The sequence below is a fragment of the Spirochaeta lutea genome (assembly GCF_000758165.1).
Lineage (GTDB): Bacteria > Spirochaetota > Spirochaetia > DSM-27196 > Salinispiraceae > Spirochaeta_D > Spirochaeta_D lutea.
The window spans coordinates 74,078-91,811 of sequence record NZ_JNUP01000052.1 but is presented as its reverse complement, the minus strand read 5'-3'; the positions used below and the strand labels follow the sequence as shown (position 1 = coordinate 91,811).

Below are 17,734 nucleotides of genomic sequence, written 5' to 3'. Positions count from 1 at the left end.
GACAGCTCTCTATCTACCGTACCTGGATGGCGATCTGCCGGGGTTTTAGCTCCTCCCGTTTCGCTACCCGGATGGACAACACCCCGTTCTTCAGCTGGGCTTCAACCTTATCCGGGTCCACTGATTCAGGAAGACTCAGGGTACGCTGGAAGCTTCCGCTCCAGCTCTCGCTCCGGTAGCTCTTTCGGTTCTTCTGCTTTGATTCCGCGTGTTTTATTCCCTTGACCGTCAGAATGTTCCGGGTAATGGCAATATCAAGATCCTCTTTATCAACCCCGGGAACATCCACGGTTACGAGGAACCCCTCATCCTCCTCTAGGATGTCCACTGGAGGACTCAGATGCCGGTCGAACAAGCCGGACATCTCCGGATAGCCGAAATCAAACAGACTATTGATCTGTTCCTGTAGTTCCTGGAAGTCTCTGGCGGGATTCCAGGGGTCTTTGGTTCGTCGTACAAGGTTCATAGATACCCTCCTTACATCGAGGCAGTAATCTGGTAGTTCTGAAACTCAGAACGGGTTTCGGCTGGTTCCAATGCCAACCATCCCGTTAATAAATTTGCAAGAAGCGTGCCAACTGAAGAGGCGCAGATCGGAAGGTTCCTAAAAACCATAAACAGCGTAGAGAGGGATTTTTGTATCTTATTACATTATAATTAGTTACTGAATAGCAAACCATACCGAATCCGGCTTCCATGAACCGCCTCCATTGCGCGGGCGAGAGATATCAATCACCATTCATGGGGGCCATAGTGCGCCACAGGGGACCGATAGAAGCCCCAAGAGTGGCGCAAAATGAAACACCCCGCCGGTGGTGACGGGGTGCTGCGTTTCAAAACGACATAGGCGTCAGTCCCTGAAAACGCCAGGTTCGAAGTAGATATGATGCCCGGCGGGCTGCTTCTCAGAGAGCCCCGGGGTGACTTCAGGCGCCGGGGGCGTCGGCAACCAGGGATTTCACGGCTTCAGCCAGTTCCCGCCCCCGTTGTTTGATGAGATCCAATTCCTGAGGGCTGGGCTTACCCTTAAACTCCACTGGTTCAAGGAAATCCCAGTTCATTTTAAGCCGTTGGGTAATCTCATCCAGCTCCTTCTGAGCACCGCCGCTCCAACCGTAGGAACCGAACCGGAAGGCCTTCCGGTTCAGAACCTTCTTCTTTCCGAGCTCGTCCAGGACCGCCGCCATGGGGGGAAACATTTTATATTCATAGGTAGGCATAGCCAATACCACCCCGGTACTGGTCCAGACGCTGGCAAGAATATCGCCCAGGGGACTTTCAGGTACCCGGTGCTCATGAACAACCACTCCCCCCTCCTGGAGTCCCTCGATGACCGGCCGTACTCCCTGTTCGGTCATGCCGTACATGGAACCCCAGATGACCGTCACCTCTTCCTTTGCCGGTCCCTTGGAGTAGGATGCATACCGCTTATAATCATCAACAATCTTCTGGGGATTCTTCCGCCACACGATTCCGTGGCCGGGTGCGATTATCTTTACCGGAAGCCCCTCCACCACCTTGATGGCCTTACTGGTGGGAAGGCTGAAGGCGGCTACGATATTGGCATAGTAGCGGACAGCCTCCTGCTCGAAAAACTCAATCTGTTCATCGGATAGCTGGTCATCGTAGGGCGCATCGGTAATGGCCCCAAAACTCCCGAAGGCATCGCAGGGCAGAAGGGTACCGCTCTTGGTGTCGAAGGTTGCCATGGTCTCGGGCCAGTGCACATTGGGAATATCAGCGAAGGCCAGAACCCGGCCGTCACCGAGATCCAGGGTATCCCCGGTCTTGACCGTCCGAATATTGTCGGTTATCTCGTAGAAGGCCTCCAGGAGGGCCTCGCCCTTTACGCTGGTAATAATCTGAAAATCCTTGCGTATCTTCTTAAAATCATCAAGCCACCCGGAATGATCGGGCTCATGGTGGTTAATAATGACATAGTCGATATCCTCAGCCTTGATCTTCATCTGATCAAGCTGTGTAAAAAGGGTCTCGGGTACTCCATCCCAGCCGCAAACACCATCGACAATCGCTACCTTTTCACCCTTAACGATGTAGGAGTTCATGGAAACTCCGTTAGGAATAGGCCAAATTCCCTCGAACAGGATGTCCTTGGCATTCGCCGAAAGCCGAAATATTCCGTCAGTTACCTCTGTTACATGCATGAACCATTACTCTCCTCTAAAATTATAAGCACATTACTAATGTATCCGCTTTGATCCGGATCTTCAAGTCAAACCTGCCCCGGTGAAATATCAGCCTGAGGCCTATCGTCATTTATTAGGGTGATTCAAACGCGTCAGGATCCGATCGAAGGCATCTGCAAACCCCTTGAGCTCCCTGGCACCAAAGCGCCTTCCCCCCTCCCCGGCGAGTCCCAGAAGGCGCATCTCCGCCATGGTATTCCGCTGGAGGAGCCGGGCTTGAACATTCTCCCGGGTATACTCCACTCCCAAATGATTCAGGACCAACCGGTCGTCCTCCACGAGACGGGCCGCCAGGGGGATGTCCTGGGTTATAATCAGATCGCCGGGCTGGGCGTGCTCCTGAATGTAAGAATCCGCAGCATCCTCTTGCCGGGGTACAACTACGCAGGTTACCCCAGGAATAGACCCGGCAGGCAGGGGCCGGTCGGATACCAGGACGACCCGGAGGGACCGGCGGTCCGCTGTCCGGAGAATCAATTCCCTCACCTGGCGCGGACAGGAATCACCATCAATAAAAATACATCCCTGCCAAGGCATCACCGCGACCCTTGCAGACAGCGGGCGAATCGCCCCTGCCCGGAGACAGCGATTGATCCCGATCCCGGGGGAATAAACACCGACCGGCCCCGGGGCAGGGTTATTTCCTGGACAAAACCCTCAGGCAGGTTGCCACCCTGCTTCGGCCGGGAATACCGTAGAATCACCTCCCCCTCAAGTCCCAGAAGGATGGCTGCGCTGGGGCCGCTGTCGAAGCCACGGGACGGGGTCGGGAGCCGGTTCTCATGCAACACCAGCTCAAACTCTGAAAACCCGGTTCCGAGGGGGGTTTCCAGGTCTGGGGTAACCGGGCGGCTGGTATCCTCGTTGAAGGAGACAACCCGGAGGAGTTCAGGAATGTCGACATGTTTGGGGGTGCAGCCCGCCCGGAGGACGTTATCGGAATTCGCCATGGCTTCAAGCCCGATGCCCTGGAGGTAGGCGTGGAGTACCCCGGCGGGCAATACCACCGCCTGGCCGGGTTCCAAGCGGAAGATCCGCAGATAGAAGGGAGCGAGGCTGCCCGGATCGCCGGGGTACTGGTCCATGAGCCGGAGGGTCCAGATCGCCGGCCAGTATTCCCTATCCGCGGTCCCAAGGTGGTCTTGGCTGGTGTAATCGATGCCCCGGGCATTCAGGGTCTCCCGGGCCTGGCGGGACACCTCCTGAAGCAGTAGATCTAAATCCCGGCCGGAACACTCCAGAACCGCCGTCAGAAACCCGGAGAGGGCCTTCGCAGGATCGGAAAGGCCAAGGGGTTCCACAATACCGGGACAGCTATCTTGGAGAAACGACAGATCCCGGGCAATGTCCCGGGGATTACGGAATCCCCGGAGGGCCCAGAAGGTGCTGAGGGCGTACATACACTCGGGTTTGTGATTCGGATCCCGGTAATTGCGGTGGGGGGCATTCGGGTCGATCCCCTGGGCGTTCTCCCGCTCCCAGCCCTGGCGGGCCTGCTCCAGACTCGGATGAGCCTGGATACTGAGGGCCTTTTCTGCAGATAGTATCTTGAATAGGAAGGGCAGTGGATTTGGGGCACCGGCGGGCGGATTATTCCGCAGGCGTTCCCCCGAATCATCCCCTAATTCAGGGGCCCGTCGGCTGCCTTCCGGGGATGGGGGGGCTGCGGAATACTCGGGATGGGCATGGAGCAGGTCAAGAAGGGTAAGATCCTCCAGGGGTAATCCCGTGGCAGGATCCATGATCCGGCTGGGACCCCGGGGATGGCTGCCCATCCAGAGTTCAGCGAGGTGAGAACCTTCGGGGATTCCGAGGTCAAAAAACTGGTTCACCAGGGCAGTGTTGCCCCAGTCATAGTACATTTCTTCGGGCTTAATCCAAAACATGGGACTAGTATGCCCTGGTTGCCCGTAAAAAGAAAAGGGCGGCGGATGGTATGGCAGTAAAATCACCCCAAAATACCCCAAAGGCTGCCCAACCTTGCCCAGGCCAGGGCTTTCCGGTAGAATGAGGCATTCCCAATGACCTATTTATTGACAAGGAGATTACATGGAAATTTCAGCTTTGCAGAAGGCTCGTCTCGAGTACTCCCCCAAGCTGCCCCCCGCTCTATCCGGAGCTATTGACGCAATAGCGGTGTCCTTCGGTGATCCCACCGAATCCATTGCAAACCAGGCTGAGCTTAAACAGCTCTTTGCAAAGACCTACGGGAAGCCCATCGCAGCCTTCGGAAAGGGTGCTAATCCTAACGTAGGTAAAGAATTACGTGTCGGGGTGATCCTATCGGGCGGTCAGGCGCCAGGCGGCCACAACGTTATTACCGGGCTCTACGACGGGTTGAAGAAGGCAAACCCCAATTCCGTACTCTTCGGGTTTCTCGGCGGCCCTTCAGGATTGATTGATGACGAGGCTGTGGAGTTTACCGATGAGTTCATCGACCGATACCGGAACACCGGCGGATTTGACATCATCGGCTCGGGCCGGACGAAGATTGAGACCGATGCCCAGTTTGCCGCAGTCTTGGAAACCGCCAAAAAGCGGAAGCTCAATGCCGTGGTGGTTATCGGGGGTGATGATTCCAATACCAACGCCGCCCTTTTGGCGGAGTATTTCCAAACCCAAGGTACGGACATCCAGGTTATCGGGGTTCCGAAAACCATCGACGGCGACCTGAAGAATGAATACATCGAAACAAGCTTCGGGTTCGATACGGCCTGTAAAACCTACTCTGAACTCATTGGAAACATCGGCCGGGATGCCAACAGCGCCAAGAAATACTGGCACTTCATCAAGCTCATGGGCCGGAGCGCCAGCCATATCGCGTTGGAATGCGCTCTCCAGACCCAGCCCAACATCGCCATTATCAGCGAAGAGGTGGAGTCCAAGAAAAAGAGCCTGGCCCAGATTGTGGAAGAGATTGCCGATGTGGTGGCCAAGCGGGCTGCCAAGGGAAACAACTTCGGTATTGCCCTGATTCCCGAGGGTCTGATCGAATTCGTACCCGAGATGAAGATCCTGATCGCGGAACTGAACGACCTGCTTGCCCACAATGCCGAGTATTTCGCCAGCCTGAGAACCTTCGATGACCAGGCAGAGTTTGTGAGCGGGAAGCTGACCGACCACAGCGCCAAGGTATTCGGCAGTCTGCCCCGGGGAATCCGCGCTCAGCTCATGGCAGACCGGGATCCCCACGGTAACGTGCAGGTTAGCCTCATCGATACCGAGAAGCTGCTCATCGAGATGGTGGGAGAGCGTCTTGATCAGATGAAGGCCGCCGGTTCCTTCAAGGGTAGTTTTAAGGCTCTTGCCCACTTCTTCGGCTATGAGGGCCGCTGCGCCTTCCCCAGTAACTTCGATGCTGACTATACCTACAGCCTGGGATTTACCGCCTTTCTCCTGATTGCCAATGGTCTGACCGGCTATCTTTCCAGCGTACGGAACCTGTCGAAGTCCGCCGATCAGTGGGTGGCCGGTGGAATCCCCCTGACTATGATGATGAACATGGAACAGCGCCACGGTGCCATGAAGCCGGTTATTCGTAAGGCCTTGGTTGAATTGGATGGAGCACCCTTCAAAACCTTTGCATCCCACCGGGATACCTGGGCGGTAGAAACCAGCTTCCGGTTCCCCGGTGCGATCCAGTACTACGGACCTGGGGAGGTTTGCGACCAGCCTACCATCACCCTTGTTCTGGAGCAGCAGGCCTAGCCCTCCGCGTTTTCAGCGCAGTCTAGGTGCACCAACGGTAGTACCGTTTCATGCCGGCGACCCTAGCCCCGAGGCCGGGTCCCGGCTCGCACCGGTGTAGCTGGGGTAGCTACAGTCTTTTGTGCACCCTAGAACTAAGCAATTGAGATCCCAACCACAGCCCAATTCATCGGATCGGGCTGTGGTTTTTTTGTGGCAGCGCGAGGCGGCAAAATTCCCCGGGGCCGGAGAATGCCCAGGATTGTGCTGGATTATGGGCAGCCCGGCGGGGGCGGCTAGTGCGGGGGCGGCCTGTCTGGGGGCGGCATCTTTTAGTGTCTCGCGCGACGGGCGAATACTGTGATACAGTAGGTGACCCGGAGAGGAGGAACCATGGATTACCCGAAGATAGATACCCTGGTCTGTACGTCCTGCGGGGCATGCAGAGAGGATTGTGTCGCCCAGGCTATCAGTCCAGATCCCTATACTATCCGGGAGGATCTGTGCATCCGCTGCGGGCATTGTTATGCCGTATGTCCTGTTTCCGCGGTTTCTTGGCCGGTCTCCGAAATAAATTCCTACCAGACGACTGAAAATCCTGTTGGGCCGGGTGAGCAGAATCCCGGAAGGGATACCGGAGTTCATTTCGGCGGCGAACCCAGGAGGGATGAAGTACCGGGCCAGGCAGCCAGATTCCTGGAGAATTTGGTGTATACCCGTCGCAGCACCCGGCAGTATCAGAACCGCCGGATTGCACCCGAGGTCATGGAACGCCTGGTTTCCCTGGCGAGTTATGCCCCTTCGGGCACGAATGCCCGGGTGGCAGGAATAACCATTATTGACGGAACCGCGGAAGTCCAGGAGCTCACCCGATGCTGTATGCAGTTTTTCGCCGGTGCAGCGAGGATAGTACTAAACCCGGTAACCCGGTGGGTCCTGATGCTCCTCCTGGGGAGGAAGACTACCCGCCAGTTGGAGGGATACCGCCGATCCATGGATAGGTACTTCCGGGGCGGCCGAGATATCCTCACCCACCACGCTCCTGCCTTGGTGTGTATCCATGCCCCTGCCCGGCTGCCGGTATCCAGGGATGATTGTTTGATTCTCGGGCATAGCATGGTTCTCCACGGGGAATCCTTGGGCCTGGGCAGCTGCTACAACGGGTTTCTGGTACGGGCCTTGGCCATCCATCCCGGGCTGCGGAGAAGGTTGCAGCTTCCCCGGGGACACCGGGTATTCTCTGTCTTTACCCTGGGCTATCCCGCAGTCCGGTACCGGCGGGGGGTGCCCCGGTCGAAGCTGGTCACCAGGATTATCCCAGGGCACCCGGAAACCCCAGCGTAGATACTCGATGACACCCTAGAAGGGCCGGATTATCCCGGGGCACCCGCCCCCCCGATAACACTATCCGATTTGTCACAATCTGCGCTCTGGGCTGCTGCAAGGCAACAGGGGCGCCATGGCCCGATCAAGGATTCCCCCCCGGCAGTGGGCAAGAACCATCCCGAAGTTCGTCATACCCACACCGCACCTGGCAAACAGCCTCTGACGTCGAAGAATCTCCTGGCGGTGCGCCATGCACCCCCCGCAGTGCACTGCCAACGCGTAGTCCCGAGGGTTGGCATCACCGTGGAGATGCCGGCTGAAGGAAAACTCCAGATCAGCCCGGGTATAATGGCGGAGTAAGGCCGGGATCTGCCGAGTGGCGATATCGTCGTTTTGACGGTGGTGTTTACAGTTTTCTAAGATGAGGACTCGGTCTCCATCCTTAAGGGATTCAAGGCGTGAAATCCCCTTATAGAACTCCGGCAGATCCCCCCGAATCCTGGCATAAATCAGGGAAAAACTGGTCAGGGGCTGGTCATCGGGCAGCTGATCCCTCACCAGATCAAATGCCTGACTATCGGTAATGACCAGCCGCGGTCCGGCCCCGCTCTGGATGAGCCTCCGGTAGGCTTGGGAAACCCGGGATACCCCCAGGGTCAGCACCATGCAGTCCCGGTCCAGGGCATCCCGGAGGGTCTCAGCCTGGGGTTTGATGAGACGGCCGGCGGGAGCGCCGGAATCCTGGGGCGTAACGAGGATGATAGTGTCCCCGGGTTCAAGCAATCCCTCCAAGGGGCTGGAGGCATTAGAATCACCCTGGGAGAAAAACCGCTGAAGAGCCTGAACCGCCTGATGATACCCCTGCCCGGTGGGATTATCCACCTGAATGACGGATTGGCATCCAAATGGGGCGGAAGAAGAGCGCGGCACCTCCTCCGGTACCCGATGGGGGGTGCGAGGCTGTACCGAAACCGCCGGCGGCAAATCTCCGGCGGGATTCTGGGGGTCAGCCGGCCATGGGCCGGATAGCCCGGTCGAATTGGGACCATGGGCACCAGGGGGTTCAAACGGCCAGGAGCCGGATTCCAGGAGAGCGAGTTTTTTGGGGTGAACAGGTCGTGCAGCATGGGTGAGAACCGCCATCCAAGGCTTGCCCAGGGCGGTAATGTGCCTCAGAATTTCAGTTTCCCGGGGTTGGGGAGGCTGGTTCCCCGGGCTGATCATCAGAACCAGGTCCGCAGCAGCCAGGCGGTCCAGAGCGGTGCGGTGGCGGGATAGTCCCAGTCCGCCGGTATCATTCAGCCCGGCGGTGTCCGTCAGGGCTACCGGTCCGAACCCGGGCAGCTCCCATCGGCGGGTTACCGGATCGGTGGTGGTACCCTTTTGGGAATGGACGATGGTTACTTCACTCTGGAGCAGGAGATTGAATACGCTGGATTTTCCGGCATTACATAACCCGGTGATGACAATGCGGGGTACGGAGCTCATAGAGACAGACATGGTTGACCTCCTTGGTTTGGGGGTGTGAACCCCGGGCTGGTTCCCCGGCTGTAGTCCAGGGTCCGGCGGATGGTGCGGGTTTTGATGCTCAGGCAAGAAAGGCATTCAAAGCCGCTTTCGGTGATGCAGATTTTTCCTGGATAGAGTTGGTACATGGGTTTTTTGTCCACCGGAGTGATATTCGGCATGAGGACATTGGCTCCGGCACACAGCATGGCCTCCCGGCCCCGGGGGTGCAGTGTTCCCGCAGCAGTGGTGGCGGGAATGTTTGCCTGGGGGAGTAGCAGCCTCAGTAGGGCGGTAGCCTTCAGGGCAAGTTCCAGGGGCTGTTGTGGCGCGGTACCCAGGGGGGTGGCGGGGTGAGGGATGAACGGACCAACCCCCACCATGTCTACACCCAAGTCGCGACATACTAGGGCGTTATTGATCCGGGTTTCTTCAGTTTCTCCAGGGAGTCCTGTCATGTACCCGCTTCCGACCTCAAGACCGGCATCGCGAATGGCGCGGAGGGTATCGATCCGCCGGGTAAGGCTTGTGCCGGGTCTGAGGTTTGAGAAGAGTACGGGATCGCTAGTCTCAAAGCGCAGGAGGTAGCGGTCTAAACCGGAATCGGCAAGCCGGCGATACACCGGAATGGCAAGACACCCTGCTGAGAGGGTCAGGGCCGTATCCGGGGCTGATGATCGTGCAATGGCGGTTTTTATGGTCTCCACAAGGCGGCAGAGCCGGTGGGGTTGCCAGGAGGGATCTTCGCCTCCTTGGAGTACAAAGCTCCTCAATCCGGCGTCCATGCCCCGGCGGATTACCTCCATGATCCTCTGTTCATCCAACCGGTAGCGGGATATCCGGGTCTTCTTCCTGTGTTCGCCTACCCCGCGGGAAGACCTGTCCAGGGATGCACCGTGGGTAGAAAGATTTGGGAACTCACGGGGCGTTGGATGATCTGCCGAATCACGGTGGTCCGTAGACTCACCCCGAGATACGGTTTTCGGTTGCCTGCCGGTATCCCGTGCACCGGCCCCGGGTTCAGGACCTGCAGGGTTCGGTAGGTCCCGGGCAATGCCGCAGTATAAACAGCCCTGGGTACAGTAGTTGGTGTACTCAATGAGCCCCCGGAGATACACCCCGGGGCCGAAGACCTCGAGGCATTGCTGCTCGGCCCTGCGGTATAGCTCCCGGGGATCCTTCCGGGCATAGAGCCCCAAGGCTTCATTGTCGGAAACCGGGAGCAGCGTCTGAGACGCAACAGATGAATTAGACATAGACATCCCGCTCCCCCCTGGTGATCTCTGCCAGATTTCTCCGGAGGTTCTCAGCACCCCGGGGTGTAATCTGGGTCTCAAGGGATCGGATGAGCTGATAGCCCCGATCCCGTAACGAGGGGCCGGCAAAATCCTCCAGGTATTCCGCGAAGCTTGTAAGCCCGTTAGGCAGACAATAATCCCGTATGAGGCCGGGTTTCGCTAGGTCCATGAAATCCTGCCCCACTCTTCCCCGGCGGTAACACCCCGTACAAAAACTGGGTACGAAGCCCTGGTCAACCATATCGCCGATGACCTGCTCTAAACTGCGGTGATCCCCCAGGGCAAACTGCATCTGACTGCCATCATCATGCTGCCGGGCCGTTCCCATGAGATCCTTACGCTCTGAATGATTCGGGTCGAACTGCATCCGGCTCTCTTCCTCACCCTGACCGACGGCGTTCTGGTAGCCTCCTGGAGCAGTGTTGCTTCCGGCGCTCACCTGACTAACCCCGTAGCGGAACAATTCACTGCGCAGGGTAGAGGATTCCCGGGTGCTCAGAATTATCCCGGTGTAGGGTAGAGCCAGGCGTAATACCGCCACCAAATGCTTAAACTGATCATCCGAAACGGAATGGGGAACCGCACGGCTCAGGGGCGCTCCCGGAGCCGGCCCGAGCCTTGGCACGGAAATGGTATGGGGTCCACAACCCCAGACCTGTTCAAGATGCCGGGCATGCTCCAGAAGGGCGAGCACCTCAGCGCGGTACTCTGCAAGCCCGAAGAGGGCTCCAATTCCCACATCGTGAATCCCACCCTCCATGGCCCGATCCATCACATCCAGGCGGTACGCGAAGTCAGCCTTCGGCCCCCGGGGATGGTACAGTCCGTACAGGGATGAATCGTAGGTTTCTTGAAAACAGGTGTAGGTTCCAATGCCCTGGGTGGATAGCAGCCGGAACTGCTCCACCTCCAGGGGGGCGATCTCCACATTAATCCGGCGAATCCCCTGGCCCTCCCATCGGACCGCGTAGATCCTGGGTAAGACATGGAGAATTTCTTCAAAGCTCCCCCTGGCCTCGCCGTTGAGCACCAGCAGCCGCTTATGCCCCTGGGCCAGGAGACAGCGCACCTGATCATCTACCTCCTGGTCGGAGAGACGATGCCGAGGCATGGCGGTGTTATCTGAACGGAAACCGCAGTAGCTACAGGCGTTACTGCAATGGTTCGAGGTATACAGCGGTGCAAAGAGCACCATTCGGGGGCCGTATATTGCCTGTTTTACTTCTCCGGCTACCTGGAGAAGGCGTTCAATACCCCGGCCATCCCTGACCTGGAGTAAACTAGCGGCCTGATTCAGATCCAATCCCCGGCAATCCAGAGCCGTCTGCAGGATTGTCTCCAGCTCGTCAGGACTTGGTTCTGGGGAGCTCTCTACTAGGAATTGTAAGGCCGGATAATCCAAGACCTCGCTGAACCGGCCAGGTTTCGGGTTAGCCCGGGCCCTCGGTTGACGGGTGGGCGTCGGATGATGAGGGGTCGTCGGATGATGGGCGGCCCTCGGTTGACGAGTGGGTGTCGGATGATGGGGGGGCGTCGGTTGACGGGGGTTCGTCGGGGTTCCGGTCTGACGGACGGGACGGTGGTGATCCATGGCGTGCCTCCTTCGTGGCGCTGAGCAGGGTTTTAATGGTAACCCCGGGCAGGCGTCCGACCTTGCCGGCAAGAGAGCCAATTCGATCATTCGTTCCTTCAAGAACCAGAGAAATAATACGCAATCCCCGGTCCGTCAGGGGCAGCCCCTGGCGAGCCAGAATTATTCCGCCGTGGTCCGAGAGAATCTGGTTGAGTTGTGGTACAGAGGCAGGACGTTCAATCAGAATCAAGGCCCCGCCGATTCGCTTCTCCATAGGTACACCTCAGGATCAGTTTGGTTAGCTTGCCCGCGGACCAGAAACAGCCAGCCCGAAGGGTTTGGTACCCCACTATCCTACCTGTATTTTATCTATATGTCTATATCTATATTTTTATAGTGATTCTAATGCCCGTACCACCCGCCAGGGATTGAACCCACCCCACCCCCCAGATCCTCACTTCCCAGGTTCGGAGAGCCAGTCCGCGGCCCCGGCGCCGAATCTGCCCGGCTAGGACCGGTTTTGAGGAAGTCGGATGATGCGCTGATCCGGCTCACGATTTTGACGATAGATGGTCAGAATATTACCGATGAGGTTTACAAACTGCGCCTCCAGCTGGCGGGCGAGGTCTTCGGAGATGGGACGGCGTTCGGCCTTGTAATCTTGAAATTTGATCTTGATGAGTTCATGGCTGTTCAGGGCTTGGTCAGCCGCCTTGAGCACCTCGGGGCTCAGACCATGCTGGCCGAGCATAACCACCGGTTTGCGGCGGTGGGCCAATTTTTTGAGGTAACTGCGTTGGAATCCCTGTAAGGAAAAAATATCGTAATCCATATCCGGGCATACTACACCCCCCGGAAGGCCTTTCACAAGCCCCGGAGTAGAACTTCAAAATACTAATTCTTTTGCCCTGGTTCAGAAAGAATGGTACCATGGAAGATGGATTCAAAACGATCTCAGGAGGGTTCATGAATAAGGAACGATACTCGATACCGCAGCTACTTCAGAAGAATGCTCAGCGCTGGCCCCAGGCGATGGCCCAGTATGCCAAAGATACCCAGGGCGAATTCCAGCCTACAAGTTATCCCCAGCTGGTGGAAGAAATGTACACTGTGGCGGCGGGATATTTAGAATTAGGACTCGGCAAGGGCAGCTTGGTGGGGCTTATCTCGGAGAACCGGAAAGAATGGCTTTTGGCTGACCTGGGACTGCTTGCCCTGGGAGCAGCGGATGTTCCCCGGGGATGCGATACCATGCCCCAGGAGATGGTTTTCATTCTTAAGACGGTAGAGGCCCCTGCAGCAATTTTTGAGAATACAGCCCAGTTAAAAAAAATAGTTCCCCACCTATCGGAGCTTCCGAAGCTGAAAACGGTCATCCTTCTGGATCCCCCGGATGATAAGGACAAGGCTCCGGAACTTCCCAAAGAAATAAAAACCTACAATTTTCATGAGGTTGTAGACCTCGGATCTAAGACCCTGGAAAAACACCGGAAGGCCATAGAAACATCCATTGCCGAACTGACCCCGGATGATCTGGCAACCATCATCTTCACCTCGGGCACCACCGGAGAACCCAAGGGAGTTATGATCAGCCACTGGAACTTCCTTAGCCAGGCACTGTACATCGATAATAAGATCGGGATAAAACCCGGGGATATCTGGCTCTGTGTTCTCCCGGTTTGGCATAGTTTCGAACGGGTTATGCAGTATATCTCCATAGCCAACGGTACGGCCCTAGCCTACTCTAAACCCATCGGCCGGATCATGCTGGCTGATTTTCAGGCCGTCCGCCCCACCTGGATGGCCTCGGTTCCACGAATTTGGGAGAGCCTGCGGGCCGGTATTTACAGCAAGCTTCAGAGCCAAGGAGGTGCCAGCTGGGCGCTCTTCCGGTTCTTCGTATCCGTTGGTAAGGCCTATAAAAAACAGGAAAGCAAACTCAAGGGCCTGTTCCCCACCTTTAATAAACGCAGCAGGGTCTTGGACTTCCTCACCGCCCTGATTCCCTGGCTTCTCCTGCTTCCCCTCCACGCCTTGGGTACCGCCCTGGTATTCAAAAAAATCAGGGCCAGGTTAGGCGGCCGATTCGTAGCGGGCATCTCCGGGGGCGGGGCTCTCCCCCCCTATGTGGATGATTTCTTTTCTGCTGCGGGGATTCTACTCCTTGAGGGCTACGGACTGACCGAGAGCTCTCCGGTAATCTCCGTCCGGACCCAATGGGCCCCGGTTGCGGGAACTATCGGAAGTCCCCTGCGCTACACCTTTGCTCAGGTCCGAAGCGAGGACGGCAGGGTTCTGCCTCCCGGTGAGTTAGGTGTCCTGTACGTTAAGGGCGACCAGGTGATGATGGGCTACTACAAGAGACCCGACCTTACCAAACAGGTGATCGGTGAGGATGGTTGGCTCAACACCGGGGACCTCGCGATGATGACCCACCGCGGCGAGATTGCCATTCGCGGCCGAGCGAAAGACACCATAGTGCTCATGGGCGGAGAAAATATTGAACCATCCCCCATTGAGGCCCGCCTGAAGGCATCACCCTACATCGATAACGCGGTGCTCCTGGGACAGGATCAAAAATTCCTCGGGGCCTTGATCGTACCCGACCAGGAGGCCGTCTGCGCCTATGCCAAGGAAAACGGCCTGGACTGCAGCGATTGGGAGAGCGTTTGTGAATCACCTGAGATCAACAGCCTGCTGCGTAGCGAAATAAACGATGCTATCAGCAGTAAAAACGGCTTCCGGACCTGGGAACAGATCTCCCGATTCGCTGTCATTCCCAAGGCCTTTGAGGTTGGCAAAGAACTATCGGGAAAACAGGATATCAAACGCCACGTTATTACCGATCAATACAAGGATGTGATCGATCGGTTATTCAAGTAAGGCTGATCGGGGCAGGGTCCACACAGCTGGGGGCGGGAAGACGAGATTCCTACTCCAGCCCGGGATTCCATGCCGAATTTACGGTTGCCCCGGTCCCCCGATCCTTGAACGTTGACTTCTGACCGCACCCGGCCCGGGCTCATGAGCTGAGTCCGGGTACATCCCTTCCATAATGCGCAAAAGGTTGTAAACGCCACCAGATTTAGCGGAGCATCCTAAAATTCCACCTAGGGGTTGTGTCGCCAGGGTGCAATGGTACAACCTTTTGCGCACTACCCAACCCTTTCAGACACTCCCCATTCTCGGGGATTCCAATTGCAAATGACTGCTCAAATTAGCTCATGAGTCCCCGGATACCCGGGGGTTCAGCCGACCAGGGCCATAAGTCCTTGGAGGATCGCTATGAGGCCTTCGGTATCTAACCGGGAATAGAGTTCAAGTTTGGGTAAAAATTCCTGGGCAGACTCGAGGCCGAGCTGCTGACGCTGCCCGGGATCGTCGGGAGCCTGATCGCTGTAGGAGAGAAAATAGTATCCCAGGCTTGCATCTGCACCGTTTTGGACCTCCAGGTCCTGGTAGAGGGTCTGGGAAGAGAACAGGGGCAGGATGTTTTTCAGGGAAACCTTTCCGCCCTGGAGAGGGTGGTAGTACCAGAACTCAGCGAAGGGTGTTTGCAGGTCAACGATCCGTTCCATGATCCCCTGGAGATCCCCAGCCGCCTCCGGATCTAAGGCTGATAAACGGCGAAGCACAAAGCGTTCAAATTCTTGGCCGTAGACCAGTACTGAACCCCGGGAGGTTCCCAGAAGGGAACGCAGCCGGGTAGTCATTTCAGGACGCCCGTCGGTTCCCGGGTCAGCAATGAACACCTGAGAATCAGCTATCTCCAGGGTATTAGGATCGTCTACCCTGCACACCGAATAGGCAAAGGGCATATGTTCCCAGGGGTGAAGTCCTCGGTAGGGGGGGACAGCCTGATGGATCGATTCAAAATCCAGACAGTACAAGGGAAAGGTAAGTCCATCTAAAAACCGCACCAGAGCCTGGGAATCTACCACAGGCTCTCGGGTTTTATATGCCTGGTATTGAATCCAATGCCGTGGTTTTAGGTACCTACGTGCGTCACCCTGGGCCCCAGGAAGATCCAGGATGCTGGTAATTCCCTGTTCCCGGAGAAGCCGCACCGCAGCTCCGGCCCGAAAGAGATTACACACATCCGGATTTATCTCGGTGGTTACTGGCATCGGCACAGCTGTACAGTATCCGCAGAACATGGGTTGACGACAGGTTCCGTTCTGAGGCGCGTGAATCAGGTCATGCAGAACCGCCTGCTCACGGTCTTCGAAGCCTCGACGCAGATGTTTTACCCGGGAAGTGAGACTTTCGCTGGTAAAAAAACCTTGGAGGTCCAGGGATTCTTCCCGTTGATAGTTTTTATCAGGATGAAACACCCTCACAAGATGGATCGCGAGCCCCAGGCGTTGAAATCCCTTAATAATCCAATCGGCCTCAAGAACATACCGCTCCTTGAGTTTCACGCCGGATTTTATCAAGGTAAGGGTCCAGGTGCCGTCCTTCTCGAGCTGCAGAAAGTCGGCCCGAATATACCGTCCCGCCTCTAGAATACCGGCTCCGAAAATTCCGTCGTGATGCATCTGTCCAGGATCGGCTGAGGAAAGCCAGGATCGGGTCTGGCTGTCGATCTCGCCAAGGCTTACCCCCCGAGGACGAAAGGCCCGGTCAAAAAATCCCCGGGCCTTGTCATACACCAATATGCCTTGGTTGTGTTGGTGAAGGGAGGAGATGTCCCCCGGGGTTTCCCAGAGATCATCCTCGGCCAGTTCGGTAATGCCTAAGCCCGGCTTCGAGGCCAATTGCATAGCCCGCTGACCTAGCCGATGACGCAAGCTGTAAATACACCGCATCCCCAGCACCAGATCCTGAAAGCAGAGCAGCTGATCAAAACCAGGACCGAGCCAGGGTTTGTTATCCCGGCTGATCTGGGGGAGCGATAGATTCATGGTGTACTATGCCTGGGCAGAACCGAATACCAGGGAGTAGGTATCCTTAGCAATCTGCAGTTCCTCGTTGGTAGGGACCACGAGAATGGTTACCGGGCTGTAATCGGTGGAAATTATCCCTAGTTTAGAACCGTTTTCCCGGTTTTTTTCATAGTCCATGACAATTCCCAGGTTCTCTAACCGTCGACAGATGCGCTCCCGCATATGCGGGGCATGTTGGCCGACCCCTCCGGTAAAGATCAGGGCATCAACCTTCACGAGGTTGGCCATGTAGGCACCGATATACCGGCGAACCCGGTGGGCGAACACTTCCAAGGCAGACTCCGCCCGGGTATTACCTTCCAGACTCGCCTTATGAACATCCCGCATATCGTTGCTTATTCCCGATAGCCCCAAGAGTCCGCTTTTTTTATTCAGGAGGGTATTCAGTTCCTCGGGACTGTAGCCGCGCTCCATGAGATAGAAGATGATGGCAGGGTCGATATCTCCGGACCGGGTGCCCATTACAAGGCCTTCAAGAGGCGTGAACCCCATGGAGGTGTCGATGGATTTACCCCGGGCTACCGCGGTAATGGAGGCTCCGTTACCCAGATGGGCGGAAATCACGTTGGTATTCTCCATGGCGCGCTTGAGGAACCGCACCGCTTCGTTTGCTACATACCGGTGGCTGGTGCCGTGGAAACCGTACTTCCGGATCTTAAACTTCTCGTATAACTCATAGGGAAGACCGTAGAGGTAGGATGAGGAGGGAATGGTTTGATGGAAGGCGGTGTCAAAAACCGCAACCTGGGGTACGCCCGGGAAGAACTTCATGGATTCCTGAATTCCTGTGAGATTGGCGGGGTTATGAAGGGGGGCAAGTTCAATATTCTGTTTAATCGCTGCCAGAACCTGGGTGTCAATAACCACAGACTGGGAGTAACTCTCTCCCCCATGTACCACCCGGTGTCCGACCCCGACTACCTGCCCAAGATCAGATAGCAGTCCGTACTGACTATCTATGAGAGCCCTCTGCACCAACTCCATGGCCACTGCATGGTCCTTGATTTCCTGTTCATGATGGTACTCGCCCCGGGGTGATTCCTGGTCGATGTTTCCCACACCCATTCCGATGCGTTCCACAACACCTTTGCCCAGGCTTCTGCCCTCGGGCATCTCATACACCTCATACTTCAACGACGAGCTGCCGCAATTCACCACGAGAATAGCCTTCGTTTGTGCCAAAATAGTCCT

14 protein-coding genes are annotated in these 17,734 nt (G+C 56.6%); 3 read left to right on the top strand and 11 right to left on the bottom strand.

What is annotated here, in order from left to right; genetic code table 11:
• Positions 1–13: 13 nt before the first annotated feature.
• The 4 genes from DC28_RS07010 to manA all read right to left on the bottom strand — a co-directional run bounded on the left by DC28_RS07010 (position 14) and on the right by manA (position 4,093).
• On the bottom strand, positions 14–466 hold the full coding sequence (locus DC28_RS07010; protein ID WP_037547215.1) for an Hsp20/alpha crystallin family protein: 453 nt from the start codon (positions 464–466) through the stop codon (positions 14–16).
• Positions 467–926: 460 nt separating this feature from the next.
• Positions 927–2,165 (bottom strand): FprA family A-type flavoprotein, encoded by a 1,239-nt coding sequence (locus tag DC28_RS07005; RefSeq protein ID WP_037547213.1) that lies wholly within the window; start codon positions 2,163–2,165, stop codon positions 927–929.
• A gap of 108 nt (positions 2,166–2,273) precedes the next feature.
• Positions 2,274–2,744 (bottom strand): YaiI/YqxD family protein, encoded by a 471-nt coding sequence (locus DC28_RS07000; protein WP_037547212.1) that lies wholly within the window; start codon positions 2,742–2,744, stop codon positions 2,274–2,276.
• A complete protein-coding gene (gene manA, locus DC28_RS06995; protein WP_052078585.1) occupies positions 2,744–4,093 on the bottom strand; it encodes a mannose-6-phosphate isomerase, class I in 1,350 nt (449 codons plus the stop codon). Before manA ends, DC28_RS07000 begins: the two co-directional genes overlap by 1 nt.
• 163 nt (positions 4,094–4,256) lie before the next feature.
• Here manA and DC28_RS06990 point away from each other — a divergent pair, with 163 nt between their 5' ends.
• Both DC28_RS06990 and DC28_RS15435 read left to right on the top strand, forming a co-directional pair.
• Entirely contained in the window at positions 4,257–5,915 is a 1,659-nt protein-coding gene (locus tag DC28_RS06990; protein ID WP_037547210.1) for a diphosphate--fructose-6-phosphate 1-phosphotransferase, read from the top strand.
• A gap of 372 nt (positions 5,916–6,287) precedes the next feature.
• Positions 6,288–7,238: a nitroreductase family protein gene (locus tag DC28_RS15435; protein WP_052078584.1), complete on the top strand. Its 951-nt coding sequence runs from the start codon at positions 6,288–6,290 to the stop codon at positions 7,236–7,238.
• 72 nt (positions 7,239–7,310) lie between these two features.
• Here DC28_RS15435 and DC28_RS15430 read toward each other — a convergent pair whose 3' ends face one another.
• From DC28_RS15430 to DC28_RS06960, 5 genes are all read right to left on the bottom strand, one after another.
• Positions 7,311–8,720 (bottom strand): GTPase, encoded by a 1,410-nt coding sequence (locus DC28_RS15430; RefSeq protein ID WP_162180205.1) that lies wholly within the window; start codon positions 8,718–8,720, stop codon positions 7,311–7,313.
• Positions 8,705–9,982, bottom strand: coding sequence for a radical SAM protein (locus DC28_RS15425; RefSeq protein WP_052078582.1), 1,278 nt, complete (start codon positions 9,980–9,982; stop codon positions 8,705–8,707). Before DC28_RS15425 ends, DC28_RS15430 begins: the two co-directional genes overlap by 16 nt.
• On the bottom strand, positions 9,975–11,426 hold the full coding sequence (gene hydG / locus DC28_RS06970; protein WP_037547208.1) for a [FeFe] hydrogenase H-cluster radical SAM maturase HydG: 1,452 nt from the start codon (positions 11,424–11,426) through the stop codon (positions 9,975–9,977). The genes DC28_RS15425 and hydG overlap by 8 nt, the downstream gene beginning before the upstream one ends.
• Before the next feature lie 28 nt (positions 11,427–11,454).
• Positions 11,455–11,871: a TM1266 family iron-only hydrogenase system putative regulator gene (locus DC28_RS16215; RefSeq protein WP_081942032.1), complete on the bottom strand. Its 417-nt coding sequence runs from the start codon at positions 11,869–11,871 to the stop codon at positions 11,455–11,457.
• A 234-nt stretch (positions 11,872–12,105) separates the two neighbouring features.
• The gene (locus tag DC28_RS06960; RefSeq protein WP_037547206.1) at positions 12,106–12,429 is read right to left on the bottom strand and encodes a YhbY family RNA-binding protein; all 324 of its coding nucleotides are present in this window, start codon (positions 12,427–12,429) and stop codon (positions 12,106–12,108) included.
• A gap of 134 nt (positions 12,430–12,563) precedes the next feature.
• On the opposite strand from DC28_RS06960, the gene DC28_RS06955 reads away from it, so the two are divergent.
• Positions 12,564–14,480: an AMP-dependent synthetase/ligase gene (locus DC28_RS06955; protein WP_037547205.1), complete on the top strand. Its 1,917-nt coding sequence runs from the start codon at positions 12,564–12,566 to the stop codon at positions 14,478–14,480.
• A 365-nt stretch (positions 14,481–14,845) separates the two neighbouring features.
• On the opposite strand, the gene DC28_RS06950 is transcribed toward DC28_RS06955, so the two are convergent.
• Both DC28_RS06950 and DC28_RS06945 read right to left on the bottom strand, forming a co-directional pair.
• Entirely contained in the window at positions 14,846–16,501 is a 1,656-nt protein-coding gene (locus tag DC28_RS06950) for a DUF2779 domain-containing protein (protein WP_037547203.1), read from the bottom strand.
• 6 nt (positions 16,502–16,507) lie between these two features.
• Positions 16,508–17,725 (bottom strand): acetate kinase, encoded by a 1,218-nt coding sequence (locus tag DC28_RS06945; protein WP_238565784.1) that lies wholly within the window; start codon positions 17,723–17,725, stop codon positions 16,508–16,510.
• Positions 17,726–17,734 lie beyond the last annotated feature (9 nt).

Excerpts from the sequence above, each read along its gene's own strand:
- DC28_RS06950 (WP_037547203.1), bottom strand. The coding sequence starts at position 16,501 with ATGAATCTATCGCTCCCCCAGATCAGCCGGGATAACAAACCCTGGCTC.
- DC28_RS15430 (WP_162180205.1), bottom strand. The coding sequence starts at position 8,720 with ATGTCTGTCTCTATGAGCTCCGTACCCCGCATTGTCATCACCGGGTTA.
- DC28_RS16215 (WP_081942032.1), bottom strand. The coding sequence starts at position 11,871 with ATGGAGAAGCGAATCGGCGGGGCCTTGATTCTGATTGAACGTCCTGCC.
- DC28_RS07000 (WP_037547212.1), bottom strand. The coding sequence starts at position 2,744 with ATGCCTTGGCAGGGATGTATTTTTATTGATGGTGATTCCTGTCCGCGC.
- DC28_RS07005 (WP_037547213.1), bottom strand. The coding sequence starts at position 2,165 with ATGCATGTAACAGAGGTAACTGACGGAATATTTCGGCTTTCGGCGAAT.
- DC28_RS15425 (WP_052078582.1), bottom strand. The coding sequence starts at position 9,982 with ATGTCTAATTCATCTGTTGCGTCTCAGACGCTGCTCCCGGTTTCCGAC.
- DC28_RS06960 (WP_037547206.1), bottom strand. The coding sequence starts at position 12,429 with ATGGATTACGATATTTTTTCCTTACAGGGATTCCAACGCAGTTACCTC.
- DC28_RS06955 (WP_037547205.1), top strand. The coding sequence starts at position 12,564 with ATGAATAAGGAACGATACTCGATACCGCAGCTACTTCAGAAGAATGCT.
- DC28_RS06990 (WP_037547210.1), top strand. The coding sequence starts at position 4,257 with ATGGAAATTTCAGCTTTGCAGAAGGCTCGTCTCGAGTACTCCCCCAAG.
- manA (WP_052078585.1), bottom strand. The coding sequence starts at position 4,093 with ATGTTTTGGATTAAGCCCGAAGAAATGTACTATGACTGGGGCAACACT.
- DC28_RS15435 (WP_052078584.1), top strand. The coding sequence starts at position 6,288 with ATGGATTACCCGAAGATAGATACCCTGGTCTGTACGTCCTGCGGGGCA.
- DC28_RS07010 (WP_037547215.1), bottom strand. The coding sequence starts at position 466 with ATGAACCTTGTACGACGAACCAAAGACCCCTGGAATCCCGCCAGAGAC.